Here is a 16,557-nt window from a genome sequence, read left to right on the forward strand (position 1 = left end):
ATGTCCGAGACCGGCAACGGCAACGGCGCCGATCCTCGTACCGCCCCTGCTTCCCCTGCTTCCCCTGCTTCCCCTACCTGCACCCCTTCCCCGGCCGCCCCAGCCGCCCCACGACCGGCCCGGCGCACCGTCCTGACCGCAGCTGCAGCCGCAGCCGCGACCGCTGCGGCCGCCGGGCCCGCGACCGCCGGGCCCGCCGCGCTGACCCGGCCCGCCCCGGCGGCCGGCCCGGAGCCGGACCCGGCGGCGGCCGGCCTGGCCCCGTACGCCTCCTACTGGTTCCCGGACTCCCTCCCCCCGGGCAAGCCTGGGCCCGGCATCGTGTGGCGGTCGCTGGCCGCCTGGAGCCCTGGCTCCGATCCGGACCTCGCCCACAACACCGCGACCGTGCCGCTGGCCCCCCGCTTCACCCCCGTCCCGGCGAACCGCACCGCCCGGGCCGGGCAGGCGCGGATCGCCGCGCTGGTCTCCTTCGGGCCGACCGCGCTCAACCCCTCCCAGGGCTCGGCGACCGCCGACCACTACGCCCTCACGCACTGGGCGTACCTCGACGAGCTGGTCTTCTGGGGCGGCTCCGCCGGGGAGGGCATCGTGCTCGCCCCGAACGCGCCCGTGATCGACGCCGCCCACCGCAACGGCGTCCCGGTCCTCGGCAACGTCTTCCTGCCGCCCGTCGCCTACGGCGGCGACCTCCAGTGGACGCGCGACCTGGTCCGCCGCGACCCCTCGGGCCGTTTCCCGCTCGCCGGCCGACTCGTCGAGGTGGCCCGGACGTACGGGTTCGACGGCTGGTTCGTCAACGCCGAGACCGACGGCGGCGACAGCGCGCTGGCCGGCCTGATGCGCGAGTTCCTGCACGCCCTGCGGACGGCCGGCGCCCCGCACGGGCTGCGGACCACCTGGTACGACGCCATGAACAGCACCGGCAAGGTCGGCTGGCAGGGCGCCCTGAACGCCCTCAACCAGGAGTTCTTCGAGGACCGAACGGGGACGGTCGCGGACAGCGTGTTCGTGGACTTCCGCTGGACCGCGCGGAGCCTGGCGGACTCGGGGGCGCTCGCCGAACGGCTCGGGCGCTCCCGCCACGAGCTGTGGGCGGCCGTGGACACGGAGTCCCGCGGCTGGGACGCACAGGTGCCCTGGGACGCGATCGTCCCCCGGGAGGGCGACCACGTCGTCAGCCTCGGCCTCTACCGCCCCGAGTGGACCCGCGACCACCTCACCGACCGCTCCCCCGGCGCCTTCCACCGGGCCGACGACCGGTTCTGGACGGGCGCCTCCCTGGACCCGGCGCGGCCCGCGCCCGAGCCCCCTTCCGGCTGGCGGGCCCCGGCCACGGCGGTGGCGGACCGGTCCACCGTGAGCGGCCTGCCCTTCGGCTGCTCCTTCAACACCGGGCACGGCCTGCGCTGGTACGAGGGGGGCGCGGTCACCTCCGACGCGCCCTGGAACCACCTCGGCCTCCAGGACCGCCTCCCGGGCCGCCGCTGGGCGGTGGACACCGCCGGGGAGCGGCCGTCGACGCCGCCCGCCGTCACCCTGGACTTCGCGGACGCCTGGCGCGGCGGCTCCAGCCTGCTCGTGACCGGTGTCCCGGCCGCGCCCGTCACCGTCGGCCTGCACGGCACCCGGCTGCCGCTGCCCCGGACGGCGGTCGCGGAGCTGGTCCACAGCGGCGGGGTCCGCGTCGAGCTCGGCGTCGCGGTCCGCGAGGCCCCCGCCCCGGGCGCCCCGGTGCCGTACACCTGGCTGCCGGCCCCCGCGGCGGACGGCGGCGGCTCCGGCTGGCGGACCTCCCGAGTCCCCCTCGCGGCGCTGGCCGGGGAGACCGCGTACGCCCTGGCGGTACGGATCACCGGACGCGGGACGGCGGCGGAGTCCTGGCGCCTCGGGGCCCTGACGGTACGCGACACCGCCGCGCGGCGGCCCCCGGCCCGGCCCGTCCGCCTGAGGGTGACGGCCGCGGCCCGGCGGGGCGCGGAGGCCGAGCTCCGCCTCGCCTGGGACCGGGCAGCCGGGCCCGTCCGGCACTACGAGCTCCACCGCCTCCTCCCGGACGGCACCCGCCGCTTCCTCGGCGGCACCTGCGGGACCGCCCTCCACCTCCCCGCGCTCACCCGCGCGGGCGGCGAAGCGGCGGCGGCCTTCGAGCTGCGGGCCGTCGACGAGGTGTACGCCGTCTCGGCGCCGGCCCGCACCGCCCTGCCCTGGCGGCCCGGCCCGGTCAGCCGGTGACGGGGTCGGTGCGCGGGACGGCCACCGTGACCCGCAGCCCGTGCGGCGGGTTCGCCGCGTAGGTGAGGGTCCCGCCGCCGGAGGCGAGCAGGGCCCGGGAGATCGACAGGCCGAGCCCGGAGCCCTTGACGTTCTGGTGGCGGCCGCTGCGCCAGAAGCGGTCGCCGACGCGCAGCAGCTCCTCCTCGGTCAGCCCGGGCCCCCGGTCGGCGACGACGACGAGCGCGCTGCGGCCCTCGGCGCTGACCGAGACCTGGACCTCCTCGCCCTCGGGCGTGAACTTCAGGGCGTTGTCGATGACGGCGTCGAGGGCGCTGGACAGGGCGATCGGGTCGGCCCAGCCGGTGACGGCGGTCCGGCCCGTCCCGGTGAGCCGTACGCCCTTCTCCTCGGCGTACGGCCGCCAGGCCGCGACCCGCTCGGCGGCCAGCGCGCCGATGTCGGTGAGGCTGATCTCGGCGGAGGCGTGCTCGGCCAGCGCCAGGTCCAGCAGGTCGTCCAGGACCTGGGCCAGGCGCTTGCCCTCGGTGCGCACGGAGGCGATCTCCTCGTTGCCCTCGGGGAGTTCGAGGGCGAGGAGTTCGATCCGCAGGAGCAGCGCGGCGAGCGGGTTGCGCAGCTGGTGGGAGGCGTCGGCGACGAACGCCCGCTGCTGCTCCAGTACCTCTTCGACGTTGTCGGCCATCTCGTTGAACGACCGGGCCAGGCGGCGGAGTTCCGGCGGGCCGCCGGAGGCCGCGACGCGGGAGTTCATGCGGCCGGTGGCGATGCCGTGGGCGGCGGCGTCCAGGGTGCCGACGGGCTTGAGGACCCAGCTGGTGAGCCGCAGGGCGGCGCCGAAGGCGGCCAGCATGGCGGCGGCGAGCCCGCCGGCGATGATCAGCCAGCCCCGCAGGATCTTGCCGCGCATCTGTTCGGTGGGTGATTCGGTGGCGACGACGGCGACGACGTCGCCGTCGAGGACGACCGGCGAGACCACGAGGAGCTTTCCGTGCGTCTGCCAGGGCCACACCTGGCCGGGGTCGTGGCTGCGGCGGCCGGCGAGCGCCTCGTCGAAGGCCGTGCGGCCCTCCCCCGACTCCGGGAGCTGCCACCAGCCGGGGGCGCGGACCATCGCGTTGTCGTCGCGGTAGAAGATGCCGACGCGGATGCCGTACAGGTCGTGGTAGCGGGCGAGTTCGAGCTGGAGGGTCTCGCGGCGCTCGTCGGCGCCGGTGGAGCCGGAGCCCTCGGCGTCGATGACGAACTGGGCGAGGGCCGCGAAGCGGGCGCTGTCGTCGATCCGGTCGACGACCACCTTCTGCTGCTGGGCGGCGGCCAGGCTGACGGCGAGCGGGAAACCGAGCGCGAGCAGCACCCCCGCCATGAGCACGACGAGGAGCGGGAGGAGCCGGGCGCGCACGACGGGCCCCCGTTAGGGCGCGGCCGGGGTGACGAGCCGGTAGCCCACCCCGCGGACGGTCTCGATGAGCGCGGGCATGCCCAGCTTGGAGCGCAGCGAGGCGACGTGCACCTCAAGGGTCCGGCCTGTGCCCTCCCAGCTGGTCCGCCACACCTCGCTGATGATCTGCTCCCGGCGGAAGACCACGCCGGGCCGCTGCGCGAGCAGGGCCAGCAGGTCGAACTCCTTGCGGGTGAGCGGTACGTCGGTGCCGTTCACGCTGACCCTGCGGGTGGGCAGTTCGACGGCGACGGGGCCGAGCCGCACGAGGTCCGGAGTGCCGGTGCCGGTGGCGGCGGCCTCCTCGGAGGCGCCGGTGCGGCGGGCGACGGCGTGGATGCGGGCGAGGAGCTCACCGGTGTCGTAGGGCTTGACCACGTAGTCGTCGGCGCCCATGTTCAGGCCGTGGATGCGCGAGCGCACGTCGGCGCGCGCGGTCACCATGATGACGGGCGTCGACGTCCGCTTGCGGATCTTGCCGCAGACCTCGTAGCCGTCCTGGTCGGGCAGGCCGAGGTCGAGCAGGACCACGCCGAAGGGCGGAGCGCCGGCCGGCAGCAGCGCCTGGAGGGCCTCCTCGCCGTTGCGGGCGTGGGTGACCTGGAAACCGTGGCGGGCGAGGATCGCCGACAGCGCTGCGGCGACGTGGTCGTCGTCCTCGACGAGCAGCAGCCTCATGGCGTCCTCCTTCCTGGCTTTCCCGGACCCCTGGATGTGTACACGGGCACCCTGCATCCACGCTCATCAAGAGTTCCACGTCAAGGGGGTTCCGGTCCGGCGCGTCTTCTGTTATCCACCCGGTACGAGTACGGCGGCCCGGGACGAGCGGTGCGCACGGAGCGTATCGGCACGAGGCCGGATCGTTATCCTCAATTCTCCCTCAGATGTGGTGACGCTGTGCGCACCCGCTCACTACTGTCCTCCCAACCGACGGAGGACGGAGCAAGAAGCCGATGAGCGGAGTATCAGTGACCGAGGACGTGCAGGACGCGGCGGGTGCCGCGGACGGCCTGGTCGTACTGAGCAACGTCAACAAGCACTTCGGCGCGCTGCACGTGCTTCAGGACATCGATCTGAGCATTGCCCGCGGTGAGGTCGTCGTGGTGATCGGTCCTTCGGGATCGGGCAAGTCCACGCTGTGCAGGACCATCAACCGGCTGGAGACGATCGATTCGGGGACCATCACGGTCGACGGCAGGGAACTGCCCGCCGAGGGCAAGGAACTTGCCCGGCTGCGCGCCGATGTGGGCATGGTCTTCCAGTCGTTCAACCTGTTCGCGCACAAGACGGTGCTGCAGAACGTGATGCTGGGTCAGCTCAAGGTCCGCAAGACGGACCAGGCGGCCGCCCTGGAGAAGGCGAAGTCGCTGCTGGACCGGGTGGGCGTGGGCTCGCAGGCCGACAAGTACCCGGCCCAGCTGTCCGGCGGCCAGCAGCAGCGCGTGGCCATCGCCCGCGCGCTGGCGATGGACCCGAAGGTGATGCTCTTCGACGAGCCCACCTCGGCACTGGACCCCGAGATGATCAACGAGGTGCTGGAGGTCATGCAGCAGCTCGCGGCCGAGGGCATGACGATGGTCGTCGTCACGCACGAGATGGGCTTCGCCCGCTCCGCGGCGAACCGGGTGGTCTTCATGGCCGACGGAAAGATCGTCGAACAGGCCACGCCCGACCAGTTCTTCAGCAACCCGCGCAGCGACCGCGCCAAGGACTTCCTGTCGAAGATCCTGCACCACTGACGCCCGCGTCTGGTAGTGATCCGGTCGACGGCGCGCGCCGTCGCCCCGCGACGTGATTCCGCTCGTCGTCCAACAACGTCTCATCCGAGGGAAGTTCACATGAAGGTTCTCAAGACCGGTGCGGCCGTCGCCACGGCCCTCGTTCTCGCGCTGACCGCGACCGCGTGCGGTGGCGGCGACAAGAAGGACGGCGCGTCCGACGCGGGCACGTCGGGTGGCGGCAAGTCGGACAAGGTCGTCATCGGCATCAAGTTCGACCAGCCGGGTCTGGGTCTGAAGAACCCCGACGGCACGTTCAGCGGTTTCGACGTGGACGTCGCGACGTACGTCGCGAAGGAGCTGGGCTACCAGCCCGACAAGATCGAGTGGAAGCAGGCCGTCAGCGCCGAGCGCGAGAACCTGATCTCGAACGGTGACGTGAAGTTCGTCGTCGCGAGCTACACGATCAACGACAAGCGCAAGGAGAAGGTCGACTTCGCGGGTCCGTACTTCCTCGCCCACCAGGACCTGCTGGTGCGCGCCGGGGAGTCCGGCATCACCAAGGCCGAGGACCTGAACAAGAAGAAGCTCTGCTCGGTCACGGGCTCGACCTCGGCCCAGAACGTCAAGACCAAGCTGGCCCCCGAGGCCGACCTGCTCCAGCAGGGCGGCTACTCCGAGTGCCTGACCGGCCTGGAGAACAAGTCCGTCGACGCGCTGACCACGGACAACTCGATCCTGGCCGGTTACGCCGCGCAGGACAAGAACAAGGGCAAGTTCAAGCTCGTCGGGCTGAACCTGAGCAACGAGCCGTACGGCATCGGTCTGAAGAAGGGCGACAAGGACCTCCAGACCAAGATCAACGCCGCGCTCAAGAAGATGGTCTCGGACGGTTCCTGGGACGCGGCCGTGAAGAAGAACTTCGGCCCCGCCGACTACAAGAACGAGCCGGCCCCGCAGATCACCGAAGGCAGCTGATTTCCCGGTGAGGAGCGTCGCGGCCCGCCGGGTGCGGGCGGCGGCGCTCCTCACCGGCCATCCTGGGGAGAGCGCAGGGCAACGTGTTCGACTTTCTTGATTCCGGGCAGTACGACCTGCTCGGAGCCTTCTGGGTGACGGTTCAGCTCACCCTCTACTCGGCGATAGGTTCCCTGATCTGGGGGACCGTCCTGGCCGGGATGCGGGTCAGCCCCGTCCCATTGCTGCGGGGCTTCGGCACCGCGTACGTCAACCTGGTCCGCAACACCCCGCTGACCCTGCTGATCATCGGCTGCTCGCTGGGTCTCAACCAGACCCTCCAGATCACCCTGGGCGGCGGCACCTTCAAGGAGATCGGCTTCCGGCTCGCGGTCCTCGGCATGACCGCCTACACCGGCACCTTCGTCTGCGAGGCGCTGCGCTCGGGCATCAACACCGTGCCCGTCGGCCAGGCCGAGGCGGGCCGCGCGCTGGGACTGAACTTCGTCCAGGTGCTCACCCTGATCGTGCTCCCGCAGGCCTTCCGGGCGGTCGTGGCGCCGCTGGCCAACGTACTGATCGCCCTCACCAAGAACACCACGGTGGCGGCGGCCATCGGCGTGGCCGAAGCGGCCCTGCTGATGAAGGAAATGGTCGAGAACGAGTCGGACGCGCTCTTCGCCGTCTTCGGCGTCTTCGCGCTCGGCTTCTGTCTGCTGACCCTGCCCACCGGGCTGCTGCTGGGCTGGGTGGCCAAGCGAGTGGCGGTGAAGCGATGACCTCCGTGCTGTACGACGCCCCCGGCCCCAAGGCCAAGGCGCGCAACTGGATATACGCGGGCGTGTTCGTCGTCCTGTTCGCCCTCGTCGCCTGGTGGGTCCTCGCCGCCATGGCCGACAAGCACCAGCTCGACGCGGCCAAGTGGACCCCCTTCGTCACCGACGGCCAGGTCTGGACGACCTTCCTGCTCCCCGGCCTGCTGGAGACCCTGAAGGCCGGCGTGATCGCCATGGTCATCGCGCTGCCGCTCGGCGCCCTGCTGGGCATCGGCCGGCTCTCCGACCACGCCTGGGTCCGCGTCCCCGTCGGCACGGTCGTCGAGTTCTTCCGCGCGATCCCCGTGCTGATGCTGATGATCTTCGGCTCGGCCTTCTTCGTGCAGTTCACGGACGTGCCCTCCGACGACCGGCCGCTGTACGCGGTGGTCACCGGCCTGGTCCTGTACAACGCCGCGGTCATCGCCGAGATCGTCCGGGCGGGCGTGCAGTCCCTGCCCCGCGGCCAGACCGACGCGGCCAAGGCGATCGGCATGCGCAAGGGCCAGACCATGGCCCACGTGCTGATCCCGCAGGCCGTCACGGCGATGCTGCCGGCCCTGGTCAGCCAGCTCGTGGTGATCCTCAAGGACACCGCGCTCGGCGGTTCGCTGCTCGGCCTCGGCGAGCTGCTCTCGATGAACCGGCAGATCTCGGCGAACTACAGCAACACCATCGCCTCGCTCGTGGTGATCGCACTGATCTACATCGCGGTGAACTTCGCCCTGACCACCTTCGCCTCCTGGCTGGAGGGACGGCTGCGCAAGTCCACCAAGAGCACCGGAGCCGTGGTCGGCGCGGCCGACGGTGAGATGGCCACCGGCGAGGTGGCCGCCGGTCAGGTGGCCTGACGGCGGGTCAGTGACACGGCACAACCGGTGTGGTGCGGCGGAGCCTTCCGCCGCACCACACCGCGTTGTCGGCACGGGTGTCACTTGACGCAGGCACCTCCAGTGGGTTGCATACGTTCTGTGATCACATACCGGACATCGGGAGCCCTGCCATGGACCCGGTGATCGTCGTCGGCGCGGGACCGGTCGGGCTGTCCCTGACCCTCGCCCTGGCCGGCCACGGCGTGCCCTGCGTCCTGCTCGACGAAGGGCCCGGCAAGGACGAGCCCCGGCCCGCCCGTTCGGTCGTCCTGCACTCCGACACCGCCGCCATGGCGCACCGCCTCGGCTGCGCCACCCTGCGCGACGAGGGGGCCCACTTCGCGGCCTGGCGCACCATGAGGCGTCGTCAGGAGGCCCGGCGGATCACCTTCGAGGACCGGCCCGCACCCCTGCACCTGCCGCAGCACGCCCTCGCGCGCGGGCTGCGCGACGCCGCCGCCGCGCACCCCCTGGTCCAGCTGGTCACCGACTGCAAGCTGGACTCCCTGGAGCAGGACGGCCACGGCGTCACCGCGCACACCCGGGGCGCCGAGACCACCTGGTGGCGCGGCAGCCACCTCGTGGGCTGCGACGGGGCCCGCTCCACCGTGCGCAAGCTGCTCGGCATCCGCTTCCCCGGCCGGACCGCCGTGGAGCGGTGCGCCGTGGCCGCCCTGCGCGCCGAACTGCCCTGGCCCGGGGAGGCGTTGCTCCACCGCAGCCCGCCCGCCGGACCCGAGGAGGTCACCGCCCGGCCGCTGCCCGACGGAGTGTGGCGGCTGGACTGGCTGCTGCCCCCGCGCGGGGACCTGGTGACCCCCGACGCGCTCGTGACGCTCATCCGGGACACCCTGGCGGGCTGGTGCGGGGGCACGACTCCCCCGTACGACCTGATCGACACCGGGGTGCACACCCTGCACCACCGGCTCGCCCGGCGCTGGCGCGACGGCCGGGCCTTCCTCGCCGGGGACGCGGCGCACCTGCTGGGCGCGCTCGGCACCCAGGGGGTGGAGGAGGGGCTGCGCGACGCGGAGAACCTCGCCTGGAAGCTGGCCCTGGCCTGGCACCAGGGCGCCTCCGAGGCCCTGCTCGACAGTTACGAGGACGAACGCCGCACCGCCGTCGCCGCCCGGCTGCGCGCCGCCGACCAGGCCATGCCCGCGCTGCGGGGCGGCAGCGCACTGCGCACCCTGGTGCCCGGGGCCGCCCGGTCCGCCGAAGCCCTGCTCACCGACGGACACCTGGGACGGGGGCCGCTCGGCGCGGAGCCGGTCTACGCCCCGCCCGTGGCCGTACAGGAGGTCCCTACGGCGACCGAGCCGGGCGGGCCGGTGGCGAACGTAGCGGTGACGGCGCCCGACGGGGCGACCGTTCCGCTGCGCGACCTGCTGGGCCGGGGCCGGCTGCTGGTGCTCCTCGTCGCGCCGGGCACGGGGGTGTGGGACCGGCGGCACTGGGCGGGCGCCGGGCTGATGCCCCGGCTCGCGGCGGCGGTCACCGCACTGCCGGTCCGGGCCGAACTGCTGGTCGCCGACGCCTACCCGGGGGCTCCGGCGCACACCGTGCTCCTGGTACGGCCCGACGGACACCTGGCGGCCACCTTCGAGGGGGTCCGCCCGGCGGAGCTGTACGAGGCGGCGGACGCGGTCCGGGCGGGCGCCCCGGCGGACGCTCCGGCGGACCGTCCCTCCACCACGCCCACAGCGGTGATCGATTGACGCTCCCGGGCACTCGTGGTTCACTCACCGACATGACCGGCAACGACGTACGCCTGTGGCGGAGGGTTCACATGGACCTGCTCCGCTACGCGGGCTGCGTGTGTCGCCCTTCCTGCTGATTCGCCTTCCCTCCGCGCGCCCCGTGCCCCCGTCGGCCCGCGCGCACCTTCGCGAACTCCCAGGACGGTCACCCCATGTCTGCCCCCGCGCTCACGCACGCACCTGCCCGCACCGCCGCGCCGACGGCGGCGCAACTCCTCGCCTTCGCCCTGCGCACCGCCGCCGACCCGGCGGTCGTGGACTCCCTGCCGCTGGACCCGCGGGGCCGCACCTGGACCCGGCTCGACGGTCCGGGCGGCAGTGAGGCCTGGCTGATCGGCTGGCCGCCGGGCACCGGCACCGGCTGGCACGACCACGCCGAGTCCCGGGGCGCCTTCGCCACCGCCCGGGGCCGGCTCACCGAGCACTCGCTGAGCGTCCGGCTGCCGTCCGAGGGCTGGCAGTCCCTGCGGCTGGCTCCCGAGGTGGACCGCACCCGCAGCCTCGGCGCGGGCACCGGGCGGGCCTTCGGCGAGCATCACGTGCACGAGGTCCTCAACGACTCCGCCTCCGAGCACGCGATCTCCGTCCACGCGTACTACCCGCCGCTGCCGCTGATCCGCCGGTATAGCCGCAGCGGCCCGGTCCTGACCCTGGAGCAGGTCGAGCGTCCGGCGGACTGGCAGTGAGCGCCCCGGTCGGCATCGACGAGCTGCTGGAGCGGGTCCGCGCGGGCTACACCCGCGTCGAGCCGCAGGCCGCGTACGAGGCCTCGCTGGCGGGGGCCCTCCTGGTGGACATCCGCTACCAGGCGCTGCGCGAGCGGGACGGGCTGATCCCGGGCGCGGTGGTCGTGGAGCGGAACGAACTGGAGTGGCGCCTCGACCCTCAGGGCTCCCACCGGCTCCCGCAGGCCACGGGGCACGGCCTCCGGATCGTGGTGATCTGCAACGAGGGGTACGCCTCCACCCTGGCCGCGGCCTCCCTGCACGCCCTGGGGCTGCACCGGGCGACGGACCTGACGGGCGGCTTCCAGGCCTGGAAGGCGGCGGGGCTCCCCGTCTCCGCTCCCTGACGCGGCGGGCCCTCCCCTCGGGCCCCGGCTTCGGGCCGCCGTACCGGACCCGCTCCGGACCGTCGGCCCGGAGCCACCGGCTCCGCCCGGCAGCCCCGCTGCCTCAGCCCGTCGGGTACCCCGGGTACCCGAGGTCCTCGGTGTCCTCGCCCTCCGCCTCCAGGGCGCGCCGGACCACCCGCAGGGCCATGCCCTCCGGGTATCCCTTGCGGGCGAGCATCCCGGCGAGCCGCCGGATCCGCTTCTCCCGCTCCAGGCCCCGGGTGGAGCGGAGCTTGCGGTCCACGAGCTCCCGGGCCGTCTGCTCCTCCTGGTCGGAGTCCAGCTGTTCCAGCGCCTCCTGCACGAGGGTGGTGTGCACCCCCTTGGTCCGCAGCTCCTGCGCGAGCGCCCGCCGGGCCAGGCCCCGGCCGCGGTGGCGGGACTCGACCCAGGCACCGGCGAAGGCGGCGTCGTCGATCAGGCCCACCTCCTCGTACCGGGAGAGGACCTCCTGCGCCACCTCCTCGGGGATGCCCCGCTTCTCCAGGGCGTCCGCGAGCTGGCGCCGGGTCCGCGGCATCCCGGTGAGCAGGCGCAGGCAGATCGCCCGTGCCTGCTCCTCGGGACTCTGGGGCGGCAGCTCCTGGCGGCCCTCACGGCCGCCGTTCCCGCCGCCCCTCTCCTGCTCCCGCACGGGTCAGCTCTTGGCGACGGCGGCCTTGGCCGTCGTCTTGGCCTTCGACGCCGGGGCGGGCACGGCAGCGGCGTCGGCCGGCGCGGCGGCCGCCTCGTCGCCGGCGGGGGCGGCCGCGTCCTTGCGGACACCCACGCCCAGCTTCTCCTTGATCTTCCGCTCGATCTCGTTGGCGAGGTCGGGGTTGTCCTTCAGGAAGTTGCGGGCGTTCTCCTTGCCCTGGCCGAGCTGGTCGCCCTCGTACGTGTACCAGGCGCCGGCCTTGCGCACGAAGCCGTGCTCCACGCCCATGTCGATCAGGCCGCCCTCGCGGCTGATGCCCTGGCCGTAGAGGATGTCGAACTCGGCCTGCTTGAACGGCGGCGCGACCTTGTTCTTGACGACCTTGACGCGGGTGCGGTTGCCGACCGCGTCCGTGCCGTCCTTGAGGGTCTCGATACGGCGGATGTCGAGACGTACGGAGGCGTAGAACTTCAGCGCGCGGCCACCGGTGGTCGTCTCGGGCGAGCCGAACATCACACCGATCTTCTCGCGGAGCTGGTTGATGAAGATCGCGGTGGTCTTGGACTGGTTGAGCGCACCCGTGATCTTGCGCAGCGCCTGGCTCATCAGGCGGGCCTGGAGACCCACGTGCGAGTCGCCCATCTCGCCCTCGATCTCCGCGCGCGGCACGAGCGCCGCGACGGAGTCGATGACGATCAGGTCGAGCGCGCCGGAGCGGACCAGCATGTCCACGATCTCCAGCGCCTGCTCGCCGGTGTCCGGCTGCGACAGGATGAGGTTGTCGGTGTCGACGCCCAGGGCCTTGGCGTACTCGGGGTCGAGCGCGTGTTCGGCGTCCACGAAGGCGACGGTGCCGCCGGCCTTCTGCGCGTTGGCGACGGCGTGCAGGGTGAGGGTGGTCTTACCGGAGGACTCCGGTCCGTACACCTCGATCACACGGCCGCGCGGCAGCCCGCCGACGCCGAGGGCGATGTCCAGCGCGGTCGACCCGGTGGGGATGACCTCGATGGGGTCGTTCGGCTTGTCGCCGAGGCGCATGACCGCACCCTTGCCGAATTGCCGTTCAATCTGTGCGAGCGCGGCGTCGAGGGCCTTCTCGCGGTCGGTGCCTGCCATGGGTTCCACCCGGTTTGCTTGAGTCGATCGCTTCACGCCATTGACGCTAACGCCTGCCACTGACAATGCGCTCCCACGCCCGGTTCGGCTGTGGATAACTCATCAGAATGGATGTTCGATTTCCCTGTCAAGCGCACCACGCCGGGGGCGGTCCCAGCACAGGGCGGCGATCGTGGCGGGGACGGCGAGCAGGGCCCAGAGGACCACCGTCAGGGCCACGGCCACCCAGCCGTCGGCGAGCCGGCGGGCGAGGAACCCCGCGGCGAGCGGGACCAGCAGCACGCCCGCACCCTTCGCCGGGCCGAACCGGATCCGCGGAACGTACGTCCGGCCGGCGGCGGAGCAGCGGGCCCGGCGAGCGGCGCCGAACGCGGCGATCAGGGCCAGGCCCCCCGACCAGACGCCCACCAGCGCGACCCCGGTGTCCATGGCGGCCCCCTCGTCGGGCAGCCCGGGGAGCCTCTCGACGGTCCCGCCCCGCGCGACGGAGACCTGGACCCCGCGCCAGGCGGTGACCTCCACCTCGGCCCCGGGCCGGACGAGCTCCGACAGCGCTCCGCCCGCGGTGAGGTGCACCGGCCGGTCGGCGGGGGGCGGGACGGGCGGCCGCAGCCGTACGCGGAAGACCGTGGCCCGGCCGCTCTTGACCTTCCCGGCGGAGAGCACCGTCGCCCTGACCGTCCGCAGACAGTCCGCGGACTCCGCTGCCGCGGCCGCCGCGTCCCGGGCCGCCGTCGCCCCGTCCCCGCCGCAGGGCCGGGCCCGCGCGAAGGCCCTCTCGTCGGCGACCACCCCGGGCAGCGCCAGGGCCGCCGGCGCCGTGGCCGCCGACAGCGCCAGTGCGAGCAGCGCCCACGCCCCCGCGCGACACCACCCCCACCGGATCCGGTCCGGCCCCGCCCGTTCCCCCGTACGCCCCGCCAATGTCCTTCGCCCCCCTCGCCTCGGAACCAGTGGGCCACAGCGCGCCGGCCGCCCGCCAGGCCGGGCCGCGGCAGCCGCACCCCCGCCGGGCTGCCGTCCCCCGGCAACCCGGTGCAGCCCCGCGCGGACGGACGCATGATGGAGCCATGGGAGACCGCGAGGACTTCCTGGCGTGGGTCGGGAACGAGCTGTACGGGGCGGAGGTCGCGCTGCACAACGGCGACCCGGAGCCCCGGCGGGCGCTGTGGTCGCGCGAGGAGCCGGTCAGCGTACTGGGGGCCTGGCGCAACGCGGTCGGACTGCGGGAGGTCGACGCGCTCTTCACCGCCCTCGGCGCGAGCTTCTCGCGGTGCACGTCCTACGGGTTCGAGCTGCTGGCGTACGACGTCGTGGGCGACGCCGCCTACACGGCCGGCCTGGAGCACCTCGCCGTCTCGGTCGACGGGGAGCCGCGCGCCTACACGCTGCGGGCCACCCAGGTGTACCGCCGCGAGGGCGGCGCCTGGCGGGTGGCCCACCGGCACGGCGACACCGTGCCGCAATGACGCCCGGCCCGGCCGCCGCGTGGGCGGCGGCCGGGCCGGGCGCGGGGGCGGCGCGGGAGGCTACGGCTTGGGCAGGGTGCAGCCGGGGCGGTTCAGGTCGATCTGGTTGCCGGGGCCGATGCAGGGGACGAGGATGTAGGTCTCCTGCGCGTAGTTGATGCCCTGGCGGACCGTCACGTTGCCGTTCTGGTCGACCTCGCACGGGTTGTTGTCCGTGCAGCGCTGGCCGTCCTCGTTGCCCGTGTTGTTGACGGCGACGACCTTGCCGGTGGCCGTGTCGATGACGGGCGAGCCGGAGGTGCCGCCGATGGTGTTGCAGGACGAGGTGTAGCGGACCGAGTCCTTCCAGGTCCAGGCGCCCTCCTTGAGGCGGTACGCGAACCCGTCGACGTTGCAGCTGTAGGTGCGCTTCCAGTACCCGGAGACCACCTTGATCGACGAACCCTGGACGGGGTGGGCGTCGTTGAGGGTGAGCGCGCTGATGCCGTACTGGCTCTGGATCTGCGCGTACGTCTTGGTCAGCTGGTAGAGCGAGACGTCCGTGTCCGCCATCGTCCCGTACGCGATCTTGCTGGCGCGCAGCGTCCCGACCGCCGAGCCGGAAGCGCCCAGCAGCGAGAACGAGCGGCTGGAGGACCGGTTCAGCAGGACCTCGCCGGCCGCCGGGAAGCCGGTCTCCAGGCAGTGTCCGTTGGAGAGGACGAGGGCGGGGTCGCCCGGCTGTGAGCCGGGGGCGCGGACGACCGAGCCGGAACAGTTGCTGAGCGCGACGGTGCCCGCGTAGGTGACGGCGGCAGCCGCGGACGTGGCCGTCGGCGCGGCGGTGTCCCGGGGCGCCGAGGCAACGGCCGGTGCCGCCGCGGCTCCTGTGAGGAGCAGGGACAGCGCGAGGCCGGCGAGAGGCTTGTTCATGTGGGGGTTCCCCTCTGGTGACGAATGCGACCGAAGATCCTTCGGTTGTCATGCGCATTCTCAGTTGACCGGAGTCAACTCACAAGAGGGCCTTGCCGGTTGAGGAAGCGGCGCCCCTCACGGCCTCTGACGCTTCTTCTGGCGCTTCTCCCCGCAATCGCCCCAACACCCCCGAGGCGGGCACGGAACCGCATACCGGGACGCATGGGCAGCGGCCCCCACCTGGCGAAAAACCGCTCTTCCATGGCCGGTACCCTGCGGTGCCCCCGACGACGGGGGCCGCGTGATTCCGCTCAGGAGGACCCATGGCCATCAAGAAGGCCACGATCCAGCAGCAGGTGGCAGCCGCCCTCGCCCAGGCGAACCCCACCGACCGGCCCATCGTCACCATCCAGGCCATCGCAGGCCCCAGCGTGTGGCTGATGAGCATGCTCGGCCTCATCGGCCAGGCGTTCCTCACCTATTACTTCGTCACCGTGACCGAGCAGGCCGTGGTCCTCCACAAGGCGAGCCGGATGAGCAACCGTCCGCAGGAGATCGTCTTCGCGATACCGCCGAACCAGGCCGTCGGCACCATCACCGACGTCCGGCGCAACGCCGTCTGGAGCTCGTTCCGCATCCAGCTCCCCGGCCACACCTCGCCGACCCGGATGAACGTGCACCGCCTCTGGCGGGGCGAGATGGACCAGCTGCTCGGCCTGCTGACCGGGCAGACCCAGCCCGCCGCCTGACGGTGACTCCGGGCCGGCGGGCGGAGGGGGACACGTCCCCGCCCCTCCGCCCGCCGGCACACCGCCCGTCCGCCTCACCACCAGTACACGGGGTACCGCACGGCCTTCGGCCGCAGCCGCGAGGAGAGCGCTCCCGCCAGCACCAGCACCGCCGCGGCCCCGGCCAGCAGCGGTACGAACCACACCGGGTCCGGCGCCTGGAGCACCACCACCACGGTGCTCGCCGCCGCCGGGGAATGCGGGGTCCGGGCCAGGGTCATGACCCCCACCGCCACCCCCGCACCGAGCGCCGCCACCCACGGGGCCGGCCCGAACAGAGCCAGCGCCAGATAGCCGACCGCCGCGCACAGCAGGTGCCCCGCCACGACGCTGCGCGGCTGGGCCAGCGGCAGCGCGGGCACCCCGTAGACGATGGCCGCGCTCGCCGCGATGGGCGGGATCAGTACGGGTTCGCGCAGCAGCGCACCGGCGCCGACGAGCACGAGCAGCGCGGCCGCCGCCACCCCGCCGCTGTGCAGGGCGGTGACCCGGGCGGGCGCGAGGGGGGCCGGGGCCCGCCCCGCGAGCGGCCGCAGGGCGGACAGCCGGCCGGGGCGGGCCGCCGGCGGGGCGCTCTGCTGGGTACTCATCTCCACGCTCATGGCCGTCAGGTGTACCGGCGGCCCACATCCCGGCCCTATACGCGTCGATCGATACGCGTCGATCGAGCTGCCGACGGGCTGCGCGCCGGGGCGCATGGACTGACAACCAACGGTTGACACCTTCGGAACTGTCAACCTA

At 73.2% G+C, this 16,557-nt stretch carries 18 protein-coding genes; 11 read left to right on the forward strand and 7 right to left on the reverse strand.

What is annotated here, in order from left to right; genetic code table 11:
* A complete protein-coding gene (locus tag ACFYYT_RS15735; RefSeq protein ID WP_351824453.1) occupies positions 1 to 2,235 on the forward strand; it encodes an endo-beta-N-acetylglucosaminidase in 2,235 nt (744 codons plus the stop codon).
* Here ACFYYT_RS15735 and ACFYYT_RS15740 read toward each other — a convergent pair.
* Positions 2,225 to 3,637 (reverse strand): HAMP domain-containing sensor histidine kinase, encoded by a 1,413-nt coding sequence (locus ACFYYT_RS15740; protein WP_351824456.1) that lies wholly within the window; start codon positions 3,635 to 3,637, stop codon positions 2,225 to 2,227. The genes ACFYYT_RS15735 and ACFYYT_RS15740 overlap by 11 nt on opposite strands.
* A 12-nt stretch (positions 3,638 to 3,649) precedes the next feature.
* The gene (locus ACFYYT_RS15745) at positions 3,650 to 4,354 is read right to left on the reverse strand and encodes a response regulator transcription factor (protein WP_351824459.1); all 705 of its coding nucleotides are present in this window, start codon (positions 4,352 to 4,354) and stop codon (positions 3,650 to 3,652) included.
* Between the two features lie 275 nt (positions 4,355 to 4,629).
* Here ACFYYT_RS15745 and ACFYYT_RS15750 point away from each other — a divergent pair, with 275 nt between their 5' ends.
* The 8 genes from ACFYYT_RS15750 (at position 4,630) to ACFYYT_RS15785 (ending at position 10,870) form a co-directional block, all read left to right on the forward strand.
* A complete protein-coding gene (locus tag ACFYYT_RS15750; RefSeq protein WP_351824462.1) occupies positions 4,630 to 5,415 on the forward strand; it encodes an amino acid ABC transporter ATP-binding protein in 786 nt (261 codons plus the stop codon).
* A 99-nt stretch (positions 5,416 to 5,514) separates the two neighbouring features.
* Positions 5,515 to 6,372 carry a glutamate ABC transporter substrate-binding protein gene (locus ACFYYT_RS15755; protein ID WP_351824465.1) on the forward strand — a complete coding sequence of 286 codons (858 nt, stop codon included), beginning with the start codon at positions 5,515 to 5,517 and terminating at the stop codon, positions 6,370 to 6,372.
* Positions 6,373 to 6,455: 83 nt separating this feature from the next.
* The gene (locus ACFYYT_RS15760) at positions 6,456 to 7,130 is read left to right on the forward strand and encodes an ABC transporter permease subunit (protein WP_351824468.1); all 675 of its coding nucleotides are present in this window, start codon (positions 6,456 to 6,458) and stop codon (positions 7,128 to 7,130) included.
* Positions 7,127 to 8,017 (forward strand): amino acid ABC transporter permease, encoded by an 891-nt coding sequence (locus tag ACFYYT_RS15765; protein WP_351824469.1) that lies wholly within the window; start codon positions 7,127 to 7,129, stop codon positions 8,015 to 8,017. Before ACFYYT_RS15760 ends, ACFYYT_RS15765 begins: the two co-directional genes overlap by 4 nt.
* Positions 8,018 to 8,169: 152 nt before the next feature.
* Positions 8,170 to 9,756, forward strand: coding sequence for an FAD-dependent monooxygenase (locus ACFYYT_RS15770; RefSeq protein WP_351824472.1), 1,587 nt, complete (start codon positions 8,170 to 8,172; stop codon positions 9,754 to 9,756).
* 32 nt (positions 9,757 to 9,788) lie between these two features.
* Positions 9,789 to 9,875 (forward strand): putative leader peptide, encoded by an 87-nt coding sequence (locus tag ACFYYT_RS15775; RefSeq protein ID WP_311318651.1) that lies wholly within the window; start codon positions 9,789 to 9,791, stop codon positions 9,873 to 9,875.
* A gap of 75 nt (positions 9,876 to 9,950) precedes the next feature.
* Positions 9,951 to 10,484 carry a cysteine dioxygenase gene (locus tag ACFYYT_RS15780; RefSeq protein ID WP_351824474.1) on the forward strand — a complete coding sequence of 178 codons (534 nt, stop codon included), beginning with the start codon at positions 9,951 to 9,953 and terminating at the stop codon, positions 10,482 to 10,484.
* The gene (locus tag ACFYYT_RS15785) at positions 10,481 to 10,870 is read left to right on the forward strand and encodes a rhodanese-like domain-containing protein (protein ID WP_385321176.1); all 390 of its coding nucleotides are present in this window, start codon (positions 10,481 to 10,483) and stop codon (positions 10,868 to 10,870) included. Before ACFYYT_RS15780 ends, ACFYYT_RS15785 begins: the two co-directional genes overlap by 4 nt.
* A 103-nt stretch (positions 10,871 to 10,973) precedes the next feature.
* Here the strand turns inward: ACFYYT_RS15785 and recX are convergent, their stop codons facing one another.
* The 3 genes from recX to ACFYYT_RS15800 all read right to left on the reverse strand — a co-directional run bounded on the left by recX (position 10,974) and on the right by ACFYYT_RS15800 (position 13,589).
* On the reverse strand, positions 10,974 to 11,546 hold the full coding sequence (recX, locus tag ACFYYT_RS15790; RefSeq protein ID WP_351824477.1) for a recombination regulator RecX: 573 nt from the start codon (positions 11,544 to 11,546) through the stop codon (positions 10,974 to 10,976).
* A 3-nt stretch (positions 11,547 to 11,549) separates the two neighbouring features.
* The gene (gene recA / locus ACFYYT_RS15795; protein WP_351824480.1) at positions 11,550 to 12,665 is read right to left on the reverse strand and encodes a recombinase RecA; all 1,116 of its coding nucleotides are present in this window, start codon (positions 12,663 to 12,665) and stop codon (positions 11,550 to 11,552) included.
* A 102-nt stretch (positions 12,666 to 12,767) separates the two neighbouring features.
* Positions 12,768 to 13,589 (reverse strand): hypothetical protein, encoded by an 822-nt coding sequence (locus tag ACFYYT_RS15800; RefSeq protein WP_351824483.1) that lies wholly within the window; start codon positions 13,587 to 13,589, stop codon positions 12,768 to 12,770.
* Between the two features lie 146 nt (positions 13,590 to 13,735).
* Between ACFYYT_RS15800 and ACFYYT_RS15805 the strand changes: the two genes are divergently transcribed.
* A complete protein-coding gene (locus ACFYYT_RS15805; RefSeq protein ID WP_351824486.1) occupies positions 13,736 to 14,134 on the forward strand; it encodes a nuclear transport factor 2 family protein in 399 nt (132 codons plus the stop codon).
* A 60-nt stretch (positions 14,135 to 14,194) separates the two neighbouring features.
* On the opposite strand, the gene ACFYYT_RS15810 is transcribed toward ACFYYT_RS15805, so the two are convergent.
* Positions 14,195 to 15,046 carry a serine protease gene (locus ACFYYT_RS15810; RefSeq protein WP_351827670.1) on the reverse strand — a complete coding sequence of 284 codons (852 nt, stop codon included), beginning with the start codon at positions 15,044 to 15,046 and terminating at the stop codon, positions 14,195 to 14,197.
* Positions 15,047 to 15,351: 305 nt separating this feature from the next.
* Between ACFYYT_RS15810 and ACFYYT_RS15815 the strand changes: the two genes are divergently transcribed.
* Positions 15,352 to 15,777, forward strand: a complete 426-nt coding sequence (locus ACFYYT_RS15815) for a hypothetical protein (RefSeq protein ID WP_351827672.1) — start codon at positions 15,352 to 15,354, stop codon at positions 15,775 to 15,777.
* A gap of 74 nt (positions 15,778 to 15,851) precedes the next feature.
* Here ACFYYT_RS15815 and ACFYYT_RS15820 read toward each other — a convergent pair whose 3' ends face one another.
* Entirely contained in the window at positions 15,852 to 16,406 is a 555-nt protein-coding gene (locus ACFYYT_RS15820) for an HPP family protein (protein ID WP_351827675.1), read from the reverse strand.
* Between the last annotated feature and the right edge of the window lie 151 nt (positions 16,407 to 16,557).

It is taken from the genome of Streptomyces sp. NPDC002032 (assembly GCF_042890765.1).
Taxonomy (GTDB): domain Bacteria; phylum Actinomycetota; class Actinomycetes; order Streptomycetales; family Streptomycetaceae; genus Streptomyces.